The 18125-nt window shown below is 68.7% G+C and carries 15 protein-coding genes; 4 read left to right on the forward strand and 11 right to left on the reverse strand.

Features of this window, described 5'->3' with window-relative positions:
• Positions 1-137 precede the first annotated feature (137 nt).
• Positions 138-932 carry an undecaprenyl-diphosphate phosphatase gene (locus AC5P76_RS11265; protein WP_053520271.1) on the forward strand — a complete coding sequence of 265 codons (795 nt, stop codon included), beginning with the start codon at positions 138-140 and terminating at the stop codon, positions 930-932.
• Positions 933-1005: 73 nt separating this feature from the next.
• A complete protein-coding gene (locus tag AC5P76_RS11270) occupies positions 1006-1833 on the forward strand; it encodes an META and DUF4377 domain-containing protein (protein WP_065182074.1) in 828 nt (275 codons plus the stop codon).
• 83 nt (positions 1834-1916) lie between these two features.
• Here AC5P76_RS11270 and AC5P76_RS11275 read toward each other — a convergent pair whose 3' ends face one another.
• From AC5P76_RS11275 to AC5P76_RS11315, 9 genes are all read right to left on the reverse strand, one after another.
• Entirely contained in the window at positions 1917-2528 is a 612-nt protein-coding gene (locus AC5P76_RS11275) for a YbhB/YbcL family Raf kinase inhibitor-like protein (protein WP_065182075.1), read from the reverse strand.
• A 10-nt stretch (positions 2529-2538) separates the two neighbouring features.
• Positions 2539-4608: a tetratricopeptide repeat protein gene (locus tag AC5P76_RS11280; protein WP_065182076.1), complete on the reverse strand. Its 2070-nt coding sequence runs from the start codon at positions 4606-4608 to the stop codon at positions 2539-2541.
• Positions 4609-4664: 56 nt separating this feature from the next.
• The gene (locus AC5P76_RS11285; protein ID WP_080375346.1) at positions 4665-5699 is read right to left on the reverse strand and encodes a YheT family hydrolase; all 1035 of its coding nucleotides are present in this window, start codon (positions 5697-5699) and stop codon (positions 4665-4667) included.
• Positions 5700-5706: 7 nt separating this feature from the next.
• A complete protein-coding gene (locus tag AC5P76_RS11290) occupies positions 5707-6498 on the reverse strand; it encodes a lysophospholipid acyltransferase family protein (protein WP_053519975.1) in 792 nt (263 codons plus the stop codon).
• A 120-nt stretch (positions 6499-6618) separates the two neighbouring features.
• Entirely contained in the window at positions 6619-7053 is a 435-nt protein-coding gene (locus tag AC5P76_RS11295) for a hotdog fold thioesterase (RefSeq protein WP_053519976.1), read from the reverse strand.
• 10 nt (positions 7054-7063) lie between these two features.
• Positions 7064-9139: a phospholipase D family protein gene (locus AC5P76_RS11300; protein WP_495222753.1), complete on the reverse strand. Its 2076-nt coding sequence runs from the start codon at positions 9137-9139 to the stop codon at positions 7064-7066.
• Entirely contained in the window at positions 9136-9753 is a 618-nt protein-coding gene (locus AC5P76_RS11305) for a YceI family protein (RefSeq protein ID WP_164152954.1), read from the reverse strand. Before AC5P76_RS11305 ends, AC5P76_RS11300 begins: the two co-directional genes overlap by 4 nt.
• 4 nt (positions 9754-9757) lie before the next feature.
• Positions 9758-10234, reverse strand: coding sequence for a SixA phosphatase family protein (locus AC5P76_RS11310; protein WP_065174130.1), 477 nt, complete (start codon positions 10232-10234; stop codon positions 9758-9760).
• Positions 10235-10285: 51 nt separating this feature from the next.
• Complete coding sequence (locus tag AC5P76_RS11315) at positions 10286-10915, reverse strand: ParA family protein (protein ID WP_053519980.1); 630 nt, start codon at positions 10913-10915, stop codon at positions 10286-10288.
• Between the two features lie 123 nt (positions 10916-11038).
• On the opposite strand from AC5P76_RS11315, the gene AC5P76_RS11320 reads away from it, so the two are divergent.
• Entirely contained in the window at positions 11039-12523 is a 1485-nt protein-coding gene (locus tag AC5P76_RS11320) for an AAA family ATPase (RefSeq protein ID WP_065182079.1), read from the forward strand.
• A gap of 72 nt (positions 12524-12595) precedes the next feature.
• Here the strand turns inward: AC5P76_RS11320 and AC5P76_RS11325 are convergent, their stop codons facing one another.
• On the reverse strand, positions 12596-13234 hold the full coding sequence (locus tag AC5P76_RS11325; RefSeq protein ID WP_065182080.1) for a tetratricopeptide repeat protein: 639 nt from the start codon (positions 13232-13234) through the stop codon (positions 12596-12598).
• Positions 13235-13406: 172 nt separating this feature from the next.
• On the opposite strand from AC5P76_RS11325, the gene AC5P76_RS11330 reads away from it, so the two are divergent.
• Positions 13407-17093 (forward strand): indolepyruvate ferredoxin oxidoreductase family protein, encoded by a 3687-nt coding sequence (locus tag AC5P76_RS11330; protein ID WP_053519983.1) that lies wholly within the window; start codon positions 13407-13409, stop codon positions 17091-17093.
• 39 nt (positions 17094-17132) lie between these two features.
• Here the strand turns inward: AC5P76_RS11330 and AC5P76_RS11335 are convergent, their stop codons facing one another.
• Positions 17133-17747, reverse strand: coding sequence for a DUF938 domain-containing protein (locus AC5P76_RS11335; protein WP_253118361.1), 615 nt, complete (start codon positions 17745-17747; stop codon positions 17133-17135).
• Positions 17748-18125 lie beyond the last annotated feature (378 nt).

The raw sequence follows: 18125 nt of genomic DNA on the forward strand, positions 1-18125 counted from the left end.
TTTCACAAAGCGTGCACTGAGTCAGTGCGGCACAGCCTGCACCAAAGGGGTGCGCAGGCACGCGGATGCACCCCTTTGGTGCGGCATCGATGGTCTATCCTCTCGACCTTCTTCCGCCGCACGCGCCCGCACTGTCCATGTCCGACCTGCTCTCCGCCCTGCTGCTGGGCATCCTCGAAGGCTTGACCGAATTCCTGCCGATCTCCAGTACCGGCCACCTGCTGATCGCCCAGCATTGGCTGGGCGCACGTTCGGATTTCTTCAACATCATCATCCAGGCCGGCGCGATCCTGGCCGTGGTGCTGGTGTTCCGCCAGCGCCTGTGGAGTCTGGCCACCGGCCTGGGACAGCGCGAGAACCGCGACTACGTGTTCAAGCTGGGCGCGGCATTCCTGGTCACCGCCGTGGTCGGGCTGCCGGTGCGCCTGCTCGGCTGGGAACTTCCGGAAACGGTCAGCCCGATCGCCTGGGCGCTGATCATCGGCGGCATCTGGATGCTGCTGGTGGAGCTGTATACCGCGCGCCTGCCCGACCGCGACCAGGTCACCTGGACGGTGGCGATCGGTGTCGGTCTGGCACAGGTGGTGGCCGGCGTGTTCCCCGGCACCTCGCGCTCGGCGTCGGCCATCTTCCTGGCCATGCTGCTGGGCCTGAGCCGTCGCGCAGCCGCCGCCGAGTTCGTGTTCCTGGTCGGCATTCCCACCATGTTCGCCGCCAGCGCCTATGCGTTCCTCGAGCTGGCCAAGAAGGGACAACTGGCCAGCGAGAACTGGGCCGATGTCGGCGTGGCGTTCGTTGCCGCCGTCATCACCGGCTTCATCGTAGTGAAGTGGCTGCTGGGCTACATCAAATCGCACCGCTTCACCGCGTTCGCCCTGTACCGCATCGCGCTGGGTGCCGCACTGCTGCTGTGGTTGCCGTCCGGCACCTGAACAGCGGCGGGGAACGGCAACCCCGTTGCCGGCCCCGCCCCGTTTCCCCCTCGGTTCCCCAAGGAGAATCACCATGAACCGCAAGCTCACCCTGCTCCTCCCGCTGGCCCTGCTGGCCGCCTGCAGCCAGACCCCGGCCCCGGCCGGAACCGGCGGCGACGACGTGGCCCCGGCGGCGACCAAGGCGGCAGACCAGCAGACGCTGGCGCACCTGGACGCGCAGCGCCTGCAGAGCCAGCACTGGCGGCTGCAGAAGGCCACGGCCGCCGACGGCAAGCGCATCGACGCGCTGTTCGCCCGTGAAGACAAGCCGGTCACCCTGGACTTCGTCGATGGCCGCCTGTCGGTCAGCAATACCTGCAACCGCATGAGTGGCGGTTACACCCTGGCCGACGGAAAGCTGAGTGTCAGCGCGATGGCCTCGACGATGATGGCCTGCGCGGACAAGTCGCTGATGGCGCTGGACGAGGCCGTATCCAGCCGCCTGCAGGGCGAACTGAAGGCGGAGCAGGATGCCGCCGGCATGCTGACCCTGACCAGCGCACAGGGCGACACGCTGGTCTTCGCTCCGGAACCCACCGCTGAAACCCGCTATGGCGGCGCCGGCGAAACCGTGTTCCTGGAAGTGGCCGCCCGGACCGAGAAGTGCTCGCACCCGCTGATCCCGGACTACCAGTGCCTGCAGGTCCGCGAGGTGAAGTATGACGACAAGGGCCTCAAGCAGGGCGAGCCGGGCAAGTTCGAGAACTTCTACGGCAACATCGAGGGCTACACCCACGAAGACGGCGTGCGCAACGTCGTGCGGGTGAAGCGCTACGAGGTGAAGAACCCGCCGGCCGATGCGCCGTCGCAGGCGTATGTGCTGGACATGGTGGTCGAGTCGGCCGTCGAGAAGAAGTAAGCATGCAGAAGGGCGGCCGCAGGGCCGCCCTTCTTCGTTGCCGCCGGGCGTACTGCCCGGCGCTGCAGAAACACGCTGCGCGGTCAGGCCAGCGCCGGATTCAACGTGTAGGTGCCGTGCAGCGCCGCCTCGGCCAGCACATGGCCATGCATGGCGCGATGGACATCCGCGGCGGTGAAGCGCTCCGGCAACGCCAGCGCGGCCACGTCCAGCGCGAACACACGGAAGAAGTAGCGGTGCAGCCGCTCGTCGTTGAACGGCGGGTACGGGCCGTCGTAGCCCAGGTAATCACCGGCCATGTCCGGATTGCCGGCGAACCAGCCGGTGAAGTCGTTCAGGCCCTGCCGGCTGCCGGCCGGACCGGCCGGTGCGGCCTTGCCCTTGACCACGAAGCCATCGCTGCAGCTGCCCGCGGCGATCTCGTGCACGCTGGCAGGGATGTCGGCCATCACCCAGTGCACGAAGTCGCAGCGCGGCTGGTCGCGTGGCACCGTCATATCGCTGCGGCCGACGGTGTCCGGCACGGTCGGCACATCCGGGTCCACGCAGATCAGCACGAACGAGCGGGTGCCCTCGGGCACATCGCTCCAGGCCAGGTGGGGATTGCGGTCCGGCGCGAAACCGGCGGTGTCGCCGGCGGCGAATTCGCGGTCGATCGGTGCGCCATTGGTCAGGCTGTGGCTACTCAGTTTCATCGGACGGTCCTCACTCTTCCGGGTAGCCCAGGCGCACCGCGATCGGTGTCAGCTGGGCGAAAGCGGCGCTCATCACGTCGCGGTAGTGGCGCCAGTGGCCCGGCGGGAAGCGCGGCACGCCAAGCTGGGCTGCCACGGGCATGGGGCGCTCGAACAGGCGTCCCAGCAGCTCGGCCATCGCCTGCGCATCATTGCCGATGTGATCGATCCGCAGCAGCACATGCGGGTACAGATCTTCCTCGTTCAGGGTCGCGACCTGGGCCAGCGCACGCGCCAGCCATTCGCCGGCCTCGGCCAGCGAGGTCATCGCCAGCGGCGCGGCAGCGCCATAGGCCACCCAGTCCAGCAGCATGTCGCGCGGATCACGCAGCACGATCAGCAGGCGGCCCTGCGGCAGCTGCGGGCGCAGCGCCCACAGCAGCGCGTTGTCCCACCACAGCAGCCAGTCGATGATCGTGTCGCCCTGCACGCCGCGCGCCGGCAGCTGCTCCCGCCAGCGCTGCACCAGCCGCTCCGGCGTCAGCACGCCGGACGCCAGGTCCTGCAGCGTGTGGTAGTTCTGGAACGCGTCATCCGGCGGGTTGCTGGTGTAGCGATCACTGCGCAGCACCGGGCTGGCAGCGGCCAGGCCGGTCGCCACGCGCTCCACACCCGAACCCGGTGCGCCCCACAGGAAAATCGGCGCCGACGTGTTGGATTCGTCGACACTGCCCTTGTCCGGCCAGCTCGGCGGTGCCTTCGCCTGCGGCGGCAGCGGCAGGCGCTGCGGCGCCTGGTCGGCCTGCAGTGCCAGCCAGGTTGCCAGGGCAGCATCCGGTTGCCCGGCGCGATCCTGGATCTCGCCCAGCCAGGTGCGCAGGTCAGCGCGATGGCCCTCCGCGGCCTGTTCAATCAGCGCCTGCACGCGGGCAACGGCAGCAGCGGGGTCGCGCTGCAGCAGGCCCTCGACAAGGCGGGACTCGGCGCTGACACGGCCCGGCTCGAGGCTGACGATGCGTTCTGCGATGCCTTCAGCCTGTGCGTGCTCACCCGCCATGTCGTGCAGCCGCAGACGCGCCTCCAGGGCGGGCACATGGCCAGGCATCGCTTCGATCCAGCGCTCGACCACGGCAACCGCCGCATCGCTGCCCACCTCTTCCACCGACAGGCGTGCCAGCCACAGGTCATGCAGCTGCGGGTTGTTTTCCAGCGCCGCATCCAGGCGTGCGCGCGCTTCTTCCTCGCGGCCCAGCCGCTGCCACGACATCAGCAGCAGCTGCAGCATCTGCCGGTCTGCCGGCTGCGATTCCAGCAGCGGCAGCAGGTGCTCCAGCGCCTGCAAGGGCTGCCCGCTGCGCAGCGCCAGCTCACCGGCCAGGCGCCGCAGCGATGCGTGGTCCATGCCTGGCTGCTGCAGCGCCACCTGCATGGCCTCGGCGGCGGCCTCGAGATTGCCCTGCCGCAACGCCAGCTGCACGACCAGCCCGTGCAGGGACGACAGCGACGGGTTGAGCTCCAGCACGCGGCGGAAGGCCTGCTCGGCGAATGCCAGCATGTCCTTGCCCAGATAGGCAAAGCCCAGTGCATACAGCACGCGCGGATCATTCGGCTGGGCCTGGTTGGCCTGCGACAGCAGTACCAGCGCGCGATCAGGATCGTCACGGCGCAGGGCGATCATGCCGTCGATGTGCAGCAGATCGGGGTGATCCGGTTCAACGCGCGCGGCCAGGGTCGACAGGCGCTGGGCTTCATCGAAGTCATTACGGCCGATCGCCAGGTGCGCCTGCATCAGGTAGGCGGAAAAGGCGTTCGGATTGAGATCGGTGGTACGCAGCAGCGCCTCGTCGGCGCCCTGGTATTCGCGCAGCGCCAACAGCAGGCCGGCATGCTGCAGATGCAGCTGGGCATCGTCGGGGGCCAGCCGCAGCGCCTGCTGCAGGGCGTCCATTGCGTCGCCGGGCTTGCCCTGCTGCTGCAGCGCAAGCGCCAGCCAGCGGTGGGCCGCGGCCAGGCCGGGTTCGTCACGGGTCCACGCCTGGGCCAGCTGCACGGCCTGGCCGGCCTCGTTCTGGCGCAACGCTTGGATGATCTGGTCTTGCATGGCGGTCCGGTTCAAGGGCAAACCCGCATTGTAGCGGCCTGCGCGCCGGTCCCGGTTCAGGCCTGCAGAACCCGCCGCAGGCGCTGCGCCACCCAGCGCTCGGAGAAGCCGTCACCACGCCAGTTTTCCAGGAAACCGCAGTGACCGCCCCAGCACGCCGTTTCCAGATGCGCCTGGCGTGGCAGCTGCCAGTCGCGGAACGTGGAATACGGGATCACCGGATCATCCTGTGCCATCAGGATGTCGGCCGGCACCTGCAGCCCGGACAGGCGATCACCGGCAATCGAGTAGCCGTCGAAGTACGCCTGCAGCGAACCGAAGGTGGTATGGCGCTCGACCAGCCATGCGGTCAGCGCGCGGATGTCCAGCTTCAGCACGCGATCGTCGCAATCACTCAACTCGGGGAACAGGTCGCGCTTGCGGCGCAGCGAGACGGTCCACTTGCGGCGGAAATACCAGTCGTACATCGCCGGGCCGTTCTCGATGCTCTCCATGGTCAACGCCGGGTCCAGCACCGGGCACACCGAGGCCACCCGCAGCAGCGGCACGCCGGCTGCCGGCGCACGCAGGGCCAGGCGCAGCACGAAGTTGCCACCCAGCGAGTAGCCAGCGGCGACCAGCGGCAGGTGCGGCCAGCGCTGGGCGACGTCGCCCGCGGCATGCACCACTTCGTCGATCAGGTTGGAGTGGAAGATGCCGGGGTTGAGGTGATGGGTGTTGCCATGGTCACGGAAGTTCAGCCGCACCACGTCGAAGCCCTGCTCGAGCATGCGCGCGGCGGCCATGCGCATGTAGCTGGACTCGGCGCTGCCTTCCCAGCCATGCAGCAGCAGTGCGATGCCACGCGGCTCGCGCCCCTCGACGTGGCTGTGCCAGCCCTGCAGGCGCACGCCCTCGCCACCATCGAGGATCATTTCCTCGCTGACTGCGCCGGTGGCGGCCAGCAGCAGCAGGCCGCGCTGCAGGCGCATGCGGCTGGAACTGAGCATCGACTGCAGGTGGGGATTGCGCAGCCAGCGCGGCGGCTGGTAATCGGCCGCAGTCAGCATCGACGCGGATGCGTCGACAGGCGGTGGCGGGACCAGGGCCACCACGGCCTCACTCCCCGCTCATGGCCGCCACGATGCGCGCGCGCGAGGTCTCCGCGATGCGCCGACGGCCTTCCAGGTCCTGGGCACCGATCGGTGCCAGGAAGTGCACTTCCGCACGTCGCGCCGGCTCACCGAGCAGGCGCAGGAAATTGGCGAAGAAACTCTCGCCCGGGCCGAAGGCCACGATCGTCTGCGCGTCGCCCTTCGTTCCGTACACCAGCGCCACCGGCTGCACCGGCACACCGGTCTCGACTGCCGCCTGGAAGATCCGGGCGTGGAACGGGCCCACTTCGTGGCCCCCGCGGGTGCGCCCCTCCGGGAACACGCCCACGGCCTTGCCTTCACGCAGGCGATCGGCCATCACCTGCATCACCCCACCGAGCGACTCGGTGTTGCCACGCTGGTGGAAGATGGTCTGGCCGCGCGCGGCCAGCCAGCCGACCACCGGCCAGCCGGCGATCTCGCGCTTGGCGACGAAGCCCATCATGCGCTGGCTGTGCAGGATGCTGATGTCGACCCAGCTGACGTGGTTGGCGACGAACAGCACCGCGCCGGGCAGCGGCTGGCCGAAGCGCACCAGGCGGAAACCGAAGATCCACATCAGGCCGCCCTGCCACGCGTTCACCACTTTGGCACCGAGACGGTCCTGGCCCACGCGCAGGTTCGCCCACGGCGCGAGCATGCCCAGCAGGGTGAGCGGCAGGAACACGAGGATGTGGACCAACAGCAGCGGTACGCGGTACAGGTAACGGCACACACGCGCCACGCCGCCGCGGGGGGCCGGAGTGGGGGAAGTCATCCGCGCACGATACCGGAGGGCTGCCATCGCTGCCAGCTGGTTCAGGCCATAAATCCGCTTGATCGGGGCAATCGGCGGGGAACGCTGGGTTCCGCCGCTGTCGCGGGCCTGGCCGGGGGCTCAGCCGTGGCCGGCAGCCACCACGGCCAGGGTCAGCCGCGAGATGCACACCAGCCGGCCCTGCTCGTCCTCGATGCGGATCTCCCACAGCTGCGTGCTGCGACCCACGTGCAGCGCGCGTGCGGTACCGGTGACGGTGCCCGAACGCACCGCGCGCACGTGGTTGGCGTTGATCTCCAGGCCCACGCAGATCTGCTTGCCGGCCTCCACGCACAGATTCCCCGCGCTGCTGCCCAGGGTCTCGGCCAGCACCACCGATGCGCCGCCATGCAGGATTCCGTAGGGCTGGCGGGTGCGCTCGTCCACCGGCATGGTGGCCTGCAGCCAGTCTTCACCGGCAGCGCTGAAGACGATGCCCAGCGACGCGATGGCCGTGTTGCGGCTGAGCGCGTTGAGCTGCTCGAGGGATACGGCTTCGCGGAACACCTGGGTCATGCGGGCACCTTCAGAGGATGGGGACGAGGCCGGCGCCGAACGCGGTCAGCATGCGCACCAGCAGCCACTTCGGTCCGACGTTGACTTCGGGGAAGTCGCCCACGGCAACGTAGCACTGGTGGAAGTCCGGGCTCTGCCGGGGCAGCGGCTGCGGGCAGTCCGGACCCGGCTTGAACTCGTAGTCGGTGGCGTAGCGCCACGGCCAGAAATCGAGGATCGGCAGGGCCTCGGAGGCCTTGCCGACGCTGTAGTTGAGCCCGGACAGCACCGGCGGCTTGGCGCGTGGCGCGACCGTCCAGGAGTTCTGCGGGTGGATGTCGCGCAGGATGCTCTGCGCCAGCTGCTCGGCGAACACCGGATCGTCGATGATCACCGCACCTTCGGTGTTGTAGTTCTCGCTGCGCGGATCGAAGTTGTGGGTGCCGACCACGCCGATGCGGCGGTCGACCACCAGCGACTTCGCGTGCAACCCCATGCGCGCACCCTTGCGGGTCACAGGCAGCGGCTTGTTGACCGCCTTGCTGCCCAGGAACGAAGGCCGCGTCTCGGTGCGCAGCAGACGCGTTTCCACTTCACTGCCGGCGGCGCGGCGGCGCGCCCGCGCATTCTCGTAGGCGCTGCCGGTGCGGGGGCGGAAAACCGCCGGCGCTTCGTCGGCGCCAGTCGTGGTGGCGGCGGCGGCGGCGGTGGCGGTGGACGTACCGCCGCTGCGGGCATTGCTGCCGGCAGCGCTGCCGCCGATCAGCGGATTGCGTCCGCCACTGTCCTGGCCCGGCGGCGCCTCGATCGGGTCCGGCAGCAGGTTGCGGTAGTCGACCGGCGCATCGAGCGGGAACGGCTTGTATTCGAAGATGTTGAAGCCCAGCTCACGCATGTTGCGCCGCTTGTACTTGTACGACAGCGCGTAGACGATCGGGTTGTCGGTGGCCGCCAGGCTGTTGGTGGACACCAGCACGCGCGGCGGCTGCGGACGCTTGCGCAGATCGCGGAACAACGTCTGCGCGGGTTTGGACAGCACCAGGTACGGCGTCTGCAGGATCACTTCGTGCTGCGCGCTGGCGATCAGTGCGTCGAGCTGTGGCTCGGTGACGTGCTGGCTGGCCAGCGGCGCATCGACCTTTTCGCGCCGATGCTTTCGCGGCAGGTCGGCGACGTAGCGCACCGACGCCACCGGCAACGCGGTGTCGACGAAGGAGCGGGTGACGAAGTCCATGTCGTTGGCCTCCGCGCTGACCCGCTGCACCCGCTCGGGACGGCGGAAGGTGGCGGGCGGCAGGGCCGGCACGCCCTCGCGCAGCAGCGTGCGTCCGACGTCGTTCAGGCGTTCGGCCGGCACGCTGCGGCGGGCGCGCCAGAACGCATCGAAGTTGGCCGCCATCTCGCGCACTTCCGGGCCGGCGATCAATACGTCGCGATCGCGGAAGTTGTACTCGCGGTCCCAGTCGTAATAGTCGTCCTGGTAGTTGCGGCCGCCAACCACGCCGATTGCGTCATCAATCACCAGCAGCTTGTTGTGCATGCGCTGGTTGAAGCGGCGGAAACAGCACAGCACGCTGCCGGCATAGTCGAAGTAGTTCAGCCGCGCCTTGCCGAAGGTGGGGTTGTACACCCGCAGCTGGAAGTTCTCGTGGGCGCCGGACAGGGCGCCGAGAATCTGCAGGTCGGAGATGGCCGAGAGCTGGTCGATCAGCAGCCGCACCTTCACTCCCCGCTTCGAGGCGGCGAGCAGTTCATCGATGACCAGCCGGGCACTGTCGTCCTTGTCGAAGATATAGGTCTGCAGATCGATGCTGCGGGTGGCACTGCGCAACAGGTTCAGGCGCGCGACCAGTGCGCCCTCCCCCTCGTCCAGCAGGGTGGCGTAATGACGGGGACGGGTTTCGGTGGACTCGCTGAATGCGCGGCCGGCGAGCGCACGCAGCGGCGACTCCTGCGCGCAGCGGTCGGCACGCTGGCAGTCGACCTCGGTGGAACGCGCCTGCACGGCAATCGCTTCGGCACGGTCGCGCTCGGCGTGCGACAGCGACGCACAGCCACTGCCAAGCAACACCGTTGCCAGCGCCAGCACCCGCAGCAGCAGATTCACGGTTTCGGCGCCTCGCTCAGGCGCGCTCGCAATACGAAGGTCACTCGGTCACTCAAGGCAAGCTGCCAGCTGTCCATGCCATACCGGCCTCGTTGCACGGTACCGCGGCTGACGACGTCGCAATCATAGCCGGGTCGGGCGCACTGCGCCTTCTCGACCCGCAGCGATTCAGGATGGCTGACCCCGCGCAGGGTCAGACGGCCTTCGATGTCGCCGCCTTCGGCCACCGTGTCGGGCCAGTAGGGCAGCGAATCGAACTCCACCATGGGGTGCCGCCCGGCGTCGAAGAACTCCTCGCCCCGCATCCAGCCGGTGTAGCGGGCCTTGCCGGGAATCTCCACCGACCGGGTGAACATCTTCAGGTGCACCTGGTGGCGGCCGTCGGAGAGCACCTCGATGCGCCCCTCGAACTGCGGGAACACCCCCTCGATGCGCTGCCCGAAGCGGGTGCGTACTTCGAAGCCAATGCGCGAATGCTGGCTGTCGAGCAGCAGCACGCGGGGGCCATCGGCGCGCACCGGAGGCAACGTGGTTGGCTGGGGCACGCCCGCCCAGGCCGGGGCGAGTGCCAGCAGCAGGGGCAACAGGCAGCGGCCGGGCCACCGCAGGCTCATCGGCTCACGGCCACCAGAAGGCGTTCAGGCTGGCCACGCCCGGCTCGATCGCCGCTTCGCGCGGGAAGCCGAGCACCGCGATGCCGGCCGGCGGCATGCCGCGGTAATCGCTGCTGCTGCCTTCAGTCATCAGGGCCACCAGCCGTTCCAGGCCGGGGTTGTGGCCCACGACCAGCACGCGGTCGAGATCGCGGCGTTCATCCACCAGTGCCGCCAGGGTGCCCGGGGTGGCTTCGTAGATGCGGTCTTCCAGGCGCTTTTCGACATAGCCGATGGCCGCCATCACCGCTTCCAGGGTTTCGCGGGTCCGCCGCGCAGGCGAGCACAGCACGCAATCCGGCAGCAGCTTGTTCTCCTTCAGCCAGCGGCCGGCGGCTTCGGCTTCGGCAAGCCCGACCGGCGACAGGGGCCGGTCGAGGTCGGCCTGGCCCGGGGTGGCCGGTTCGGCGTGGGCATGGCGCAGCAGGATCAGTTCACGCATCGCGGATATCCATGGAATCGGGGAGTGGAGCAAGGGCCCAGGCGTGAACGGTCACAGCTTCAGCCAGGACAGCAGAGGTTCCCAGTCGGCCTGGTGCTCGCGCACCTGGGCGGAGCGATAGTCGAACAGGCTGCGGCCCAGGCCGGTCATGACCACGTAGCTCTGGCTGTCGCGCAGCTGTGCGACCACCGGGTACGGCCATTCGGCCAGCATCTGCAGCGCCTGCTGCGAGGTCTGGGTCCAGGGCTTGGTGCGGTTGAGCACCAGCCCCACCGGCAGCTTGCGGCTGTGCACGCGCGGCACCTGGGCCAGGCTGTTGAGGAAGCCGACGATGGCTTCGATGTCCAGCGCCGAGGGCAGCACCGGCACCACCACCGCATCGGCGGCATCAAGGAAATGGGGGATATCGTCGGCCAACGCGCCGGCAGGCGCATCGATGATGACGGTCTCGGTGCCATCGGGCAGCTTCTGGGCCCATTGCTTCTTCCGGTACACGTCGATCGGCAGCACCGCGCTTTCCAGGCCGGCGCGGCGCTGTGCCCAGCGGGTGCTGGAGCCCTGCGGGTCGGCATCGGCGATCACCGTGGCCTTGCCCTGCAATGCCGCGTACGCGGCCAGGTGGGTGGCGACGGTGGTCTTGCCCACCCCGCCCTTGGAACCGGCCACCAGGATCGTCTTCATGCCAGCCTCGCTTCCGGGTACGTGCCCCGAGCGTACACCGGCGATGGTGACGGGAGGTAGAGCCGCGCTGAACCTGTCGGCATCGGCTTTGCTATGGTGACGCCCCCGAAGGATCGAACCCGCATGAGCGAACTGCAGGACCTGAGCGCGCTGATCCGCGCCAATACCCCCCTGATCGTGGTGGAGACCCAGGACGAGGGCCGCATCGTCGAGTTGTTCCGGCAGACACTGATGCATGTATGGCGGGCCCTGCACCGCTGGTCGATCACCGAGGGCCTGCGCCGCATCGATCTGGACAGCGAGGATGCGCCGGTCGGACCGCCCGATGCCAGCGCGGCGCTGCAGATGATCCGCCAGGCCGACCAGCGCGGGGTGTACCTGCTGCTCGATTTCCATCCCTATCTGGGCTATGCCAGCCACCAGCGCGCGCTGCGCGACCTGATCCAGCGCCGCCACAGCGAACCCCATGTGCTGGTGCTGATCGGCGCCAAGGTCGAGCTGCCGGCCGAACTGGAAGCCCTGGCGGTGCGCTTCAACCCGCGCCTGCCCGACGCCAATGCGCTGCTGAAGATGCTGCGCGAAGAGGCCGATGCCTATGCACGCGAGCACGGTGGCCGCCGCGTGGAGGTCGACAGCGAGGCGGTGAAGAAGATCCTGAAGAACCTGCAGGGCCTGAGCCTGGTCGACGCCCGGCGCATCGCCCGGCAGCTCATCTACGCCGACGGTGCGCTGCGCGACGACGACCTGCCGCAGCTGGCGCGGCTGAAGTTCGAGCTGCTCAACCGCAGCGGCCACCTGTTCTTCGAGCATGACAGCGCGCGCTTCGGCGACGTGGCCGGCGCCAACCGGCTCAAGCGCTGGATCAACCAGCGCCGTGTCGCGTTCATCGCCGGCTCGGCACCGGCAGGGCTGGATCCACCGCGCGGCATGCTGTTGCTGGGCGTGCAGGGCTGCGGCAAGTCGATGCTGGCCAAGGCCACCGCCGCCGGGTTCGGCGTACCGCTGCTTCGCCTGGACGTGGGCGCGCTGTACAACAAGTACCACGGCGAGACCGAGTCCAACCTGCGCCAGGCCCTGGCCTCGGCCGAGCAGCTGGCGCCCTGCGTGCTGTGGATGGACGAGATCGAGAAGGGCCTGGCCAGTGGTGGCGACGACGGTGGGGTATCGCGCCGCGTGCTTGGCTACCTGCTGACCTGGATGGCCGAACGCAAGGCGCCGGTGTTCATCGTCGCTACCGCCAACCAGGTGCATGAGCTGCCCGCGGAGCTGCTGCGCAAGGGACGCTTCGACGAGATCTTCTTCGTCGACCTGCCCTCGCCCGAGGTGCGGGTGGAACTGCTGCGCCTGCACCTGGGGCGACGCCAGCTCACTGCGGACGACTTCGCGCTGCCGGCGCTTGCCGCAGCGTCCAACGGGTTCTCCGGTGCGGAGATCGAGCAGGCCATCGTGGCCGGGCTGTATGCGGCCCATGCCGAGAACCGGCCGCTGGATACCGAAACGCTGATGGGCGAGATCCGGGCGACACGGCCCTTGTCGGTGCTGATGGCCGAGCAGGTGGCGGCGTTGCGCGAGTGGGCGTCCGGTCGCACGGTGTCTGCGGACGACTGAGCGGTCTGCCACCCGCGGCGCAGGCTGTTGCCCTCTGCAGGTGCCGGGTGCACCCCGGCACCACGCCTGCCCTCAGGGCCAGGCCGGCGGCGCGGCAGCCCAGGCCTGCTGTACTTCGGCCAGCGACGCGCGCTCGTCCTCGCGCCACTGCGGCAGCAGCTGCGCGTAGCGGCTGCTGTCGCTCCACTGCGACGGTTCGGTGCGCACGGCAGCGGCGTACCACTGCACTGCCTGCTCCTTCTGCCCCAGGCGCCACAGTGCCAACGCGTAGCTTGGCGGCAACCAGCTCGGCTTGCTGAGCGTACTGCCGGCGGCGGCCTGCCACTGCTCCAGCGCGGCCTCCGGCTGCCCCTGCCGCAGCAGGTCCCAACCATAGTTCCAGCGTACGCCGCGACCGACGCTGCTCTGCACCGGGGCATCCTTCAATGCTTCGCGGTACAGCTGCTCGCCAAGTTCGGTACGGCCCTGCGCGATCGCCACCGAGGCCAGCTGCACGGTCGCTTCCACCACGCGCCGGCCACGCTCGCGCTGCTTGAGCAGCTGCGCCACCAGGGCATCGCCCTGCGACTGCTGCACGACCACCATCGGCGCAGCCGCGGCATCGTTGTCGAAATAGAACTCCTGTGGCGCCGGCAATACCGGCGCCGCCCACGCGGAGGCCGCCCCCGAGACCAGCAGGATGCCGGTCAGGATCTTTACTGCCACTGACATTCCTTCTTCCCCCGGGCTGCGACCGCAGCCCCTCTCTCTCCTCCCGATCCTAACCGCAGCATGGCCGCCGGCGCGAGTGCCGGGGCCTGCGCGGCCTCACTGCTACAATTCGCGCCTTCCCCGTCGCGTGCCTGCACGCGGCCGGTGCCAGCCGATCCTGACCGGGCCAGCCATGACCAGTACCGCGCAACTCACCTCGCCCTCTTCCGCCGACCTGATCGACCGTGATTACACGCTCGATCACAAGTACACCCGCAACGAGGGACGGATCTACCTGAGCGGGGTGCAGGCGCTGGTGCGGCTGCCGCTGATGCAGCGGCTGCGGGATGCCGCCGAAGGCATCGACAGCGCGGGGTTCATCAGCGGCTACCGCGGCAGCCCTCTGGGCGGCTTCGATCTGGAGCTGTGGCGCGCCCGCACGCACCTGGAGGCCGCGCGGGTGAAGTTCACCCCGGGCCTGAACGAGGACCTGGGCGCCACCATGGTCTGGGGCACCCAGCAGACCAACCTGTTCCCCGGCGCCAACGTACAGGGCGTGTTCGGCATGTGGTACGGCAAGGGCCCGGGCGTGGACCGCTGCGGCGACGTCTTCAAGCACGCCAATGCGGCAGGCACGTCCCGTCATGGCGGCGTGCTGGCGCTGGCGGCCGATGACCATGCGTGCCGCAGCTCCACCCTGCCGCACGGCAGCGAGGATGAATTCGTCAGCGCGATGATGCCGGTGCTGAATCCGGCGGGCGTGCAGGACATTCTCGACATGGGCCTGCTCGGCTGGGCGATGAGCCGGTATACCGGGCGCTGGGTCGGCTTCAAGACCATCGCCGAGACGGTGGAATCGTCGGCATCGGTCGACGTGGATCCGCTGGCGCGTCGCATCGTGCTGCCGGACGACTTCCCGATGCCGGCCGGCGGCCTCAACATCCGTTGGCCGGACCCGCCGCTGGACCAGGAGATGCGCCTGCACCGCTATGCCGTGAAGGCGGCGCAGGCCTTCGCCCGCGCCAACGGCATCGACCGGGTGGTGATGGACGCGCCGCGTGCACGGCTGGGCATCGTCACCACCGGCAAGAGCTACCTGGATGTGCTGCAGGCACTGGAGTACCTGGGCCTGGACGAGGCCGCCTGCGCCGACATCGGCATCCGCGTCTACAAGGTCGGCATGACCTGGCCGCTGGAGCCGGAAGGCATCGCCCGCTTCGCGCAGGGCCTGGACGACATCATCGTGGTGGAGGAGAAGCGCGCCTTCATCGAGCGGCAGATGAAGGAGCAGTTCTTCAACTGGCCGGCCAGCTGGGGCCCGCGCCCGTCCATCGTCGGCAAGTACGACGAAGCCGGTGAATGGATCCTGCCGTCCACCGGCGAGCTGACCCCGGCCACCATCGCCGGCGTGATCGGCCGGCGCATCCAGCGGTTCTTCAACAACGAGTCGATCGAACAGCGCCTGCAGTGGATGCAGCAGAAGGAGGCCGAGCTCGCGTTGCCGCGCGCCAGCTTCCCGCGCGTACCGCACTACTGCTCGGGCTGCCCGCACAACACCTCCACCACGGTGCCGGACGGTTCACGTGCGTTGGCCGGCATCGGTTGCCATTACATGGTGACCTGGATGGACCGCAGCACCGACACGTTCACCCACATGGGTGGCGAAGGCGTGACCTGGGCAGGGCAGGCGCCGTTCACCGATACCCCGCACGTGTTCCAGAATCTGGGCGACGGCACCTATTTCCACAGCGGCTCGCTGGCGATCCGCCAGGCGATCGCGGCCGGCGTCAACATCACCTACAAGATCCTCTACAACGATGCGGTGGCGATGACCGGTGGCCAGCCGGTGGATGGCCCGCTCAGCGTGCCGGATATCGCCCGGCAGATGCGCGCCGAAGGCATCCACACCATCGTGGTGCTGTCCGACGACATCGCCAAGTGGACCCGCCAGCGCGAGCATTTCCCCAGTGACGTCGAGTTCCACGACCGCAGCGCGCTGGACGAGGTGCAGAAGCGCCTGCGCGAGGTGAAGGGGGTCTCGATCCTGATCTACGAACAGACCTGCGCCACCGAGAAGCGGCGGCGCCGCAAGCGCGGCAAGCTGGAAGATCCGGCCAAGCGCGTGATGATCAACTCGCTGGTCTGCGAGGGCTGCGGCGATTGTGGCAAGAAGAGCTTCTGCGTATCGGTGCTGCCGAAGGAAACCGAGTTCGGGCGCAAGCGCGAGATCGACCAGTCCAACTGCAACAAGGACTACTCGTGCGTGAATGGCTTCTGCCCGAGTTTCGTCACGGTGCATGGCGGGAAGCCGCGAAAGGGCAGCCGGCGCGATGCATCGTCCCTGCTGGACAACCTGCCGGCGCCGACGGTGCGCGGCAGCCTGGAGCAGCCCTGGAACATCCTCATCACCGGCGTGGGCGGTACCGGCGTGGTCACCATCGGCGCGTTGCTGGGCATGGCCGGCCACCTGGAGGGCAAGGGCGCCACGGTGCTCGACCAGACCGGCCTGGCGCAGAAGGGCGGCGCGGTGACCACCCACATCCGCATCGCACGCCGGCCGGAGGACATCCACGCCGTGCGCATCGCCGCCGGTGAGGCCGACCTCGTACTGGGCTGCGACATGGTGGTGGTCAACGATTACTGGGCACTGTCGAAGGTGCGCGCAGGCCGCTCGCAGGTCGTGCTCAACACCTACGAAGCGATGCCGGGCACGTTCACCACCCGTCCCGACATGCAGTTCCCGGCGGCCGACATCATCGCCGGCGTGCGCGTGGCGCTGGGCGGCGATGAGCCGCTGCTGCTCGATGCCACCCAGCTGGCCACGGCGCTGCTGGGCGATGCGATCGCCGCGAACCTGTTCATCCTCGGCTACGCCTGGCAGCAGGGCCTGGTGCCGCTGTCGTTCGAATCGCTGATGCGTGCCATCGAGCTCAACGGCGCGGCGGTGGCAATGAACCAGCAGGCCTTTGCCTGGGGCCGGCTGGCGGCGATCGATCCGCAGGCCGTGCAGGAGGCCGCCGGCCTGGTGCGCAACCGCCATACCGATACCGAATCCACGCCGGGCCCGCTGCATCCCCTGCCACCGGGCGAGTGGGAAGGCAACGAGTGGGGTGCCACCGCTGCGCCACGCAACACTGGCGACGAACGCGAACTGCGTGGCCTGCCCTCGCATGGCGGCGAGGTTGCCTTCCTGCCGCTGGACGACGCGCGCCTGTCGCGCTCGCTGGATGAAATGATCGAACGCCGCGCCGCGTTCCTGGTCGACTACCAGGACGCCGCCTACGCCGATCGCTACCGCAGCGTGGTCGAACGCGTGCGCGCCGCCGAACGCGAGCGCATCGGCGGCTCGACCGCGCTGACCGAGACCGTGGCCCGCTATCTGTTCAAGCTGATGGCCTACAAGGACGAATACGAAGTCGCCCGCCTTTACACCAGCGGTGATTTCCAGCGCCGGCTGCAGCAGCAGTTCGAGGGTGACTACCAGCTGCGCTTCCATCTGGCGCCGCCGCTGTTCGCGAAGAAGGATGAACAGGGCCGGCTGCAGAAGAAGGAGTACGGCCCGTGGATGTTCAAGGCGTTCGGCCTGCTGGCGAAGCTGAAGTTCCTGCGGGGCGGTGCCTTCGATGTGTTCGGCCGCACTGCCGAGCGCCGCATGGAGCGCAAGCTGATCGGCGACTACGAAGCCACCGTGCAGCTGCTGCTGGACGGGCTGGATGACGGTCGCCTGGCGTTGGCCGTGGAGATCGCCAGCATCCCCGAGCACATCCGCGGCTTCGGCCACGTCAAGGAAGCGCATGTGGAGAGCGCCAAGGCGCGGGAAGCTGCGCTGCTGGCGCAGTGGCGCAACCCGAAGGCGCTGCATATCGTGCAGGTGGCGTAAGCCGGAGCAGCGCCGGCCACCGTCAGCCGCGGCGGTTGCCTAGCCCAACCGCCACACCAACAGGCGGTTGTTGGCCGGCATCGCCACATCGCGCAGGCGGGTGAAGCCGCCTTCCGCGGCCAGCGCCTGCACGGCCTCCGCATCGCGGATGCCGCTGCGCGGATCCCGCGCCTTCAGCCACTCATCGAACCGCGCATTGCTGTTACTGGTGTAGCGGCCGCCGTAGTTGAAGGGGCCATACACCGCCAGCAGTGCGCCGTGTCGCAGCACCGACGGCAACGCGGCAAACAGCGCCTGCACGTGCTCCCAGCTCATGATGTGCAGCGTATTGGCACTGAATGCGGCGTCGAACAGGCTGCCCACCGGCAGCGACAGCCCTGCTGCCGGTGCCAGTTCCACCTGCAGCGCCACCGGCGGCAGCAGGTTCAGCAGTGCCGCCTCGGCGCGCCACGCCTCGATACCCGGCAGATGGTCCGGGTGGTCGCTGGGCTGCCAGCGCAGCCAGGGCCAGCGTTCGGCGAAGAACACGGCGTGCTGGCCGGTGCCGCTGCCGATCTCCAGTACCCGGTGGCGGTCGCCCATCCACGGATCGAGCGCGGCAGCGATCGGTTCGCGGTTGCGTTCGCAGGCTTCTGAATACGGCTTGCTCGACATCGGGACGGCATCCGGACGGGGTCGGGCCATTGTGCACGAGGGAGGGTGTCCGGCAGGGCTGCGCCCTGCACCCACCGAAGCAACATCAACGTCAAAAGCGGGCATTCCGTGGGATGGCGGGGCACTGTGGGTTTGCGGGGGCGCCGTGAACCCGTCCATGGGGGCTTGGTCGCCGCATCCATGCGGCTCACACCCCGCAAACCCACAGCGCCCCGCCTTCGACAGTTGGCCGCGATCTGTCGGAAATACTCTTGGGGTCAGATCCGTTTTCCGCAGGAGAACGGATCTGACCCCGGAATTTGATTCGATATCCAACAGCTTTCATCCACGCATGACGTGGATCTGCTGGCCACCGGCCAACTGTCGAAGGCGGGGTGG

The sequence above is a fragment of the Stenotrophomonas sp. YJH_SMC_36 genome, from assembly GCF_059369935.1.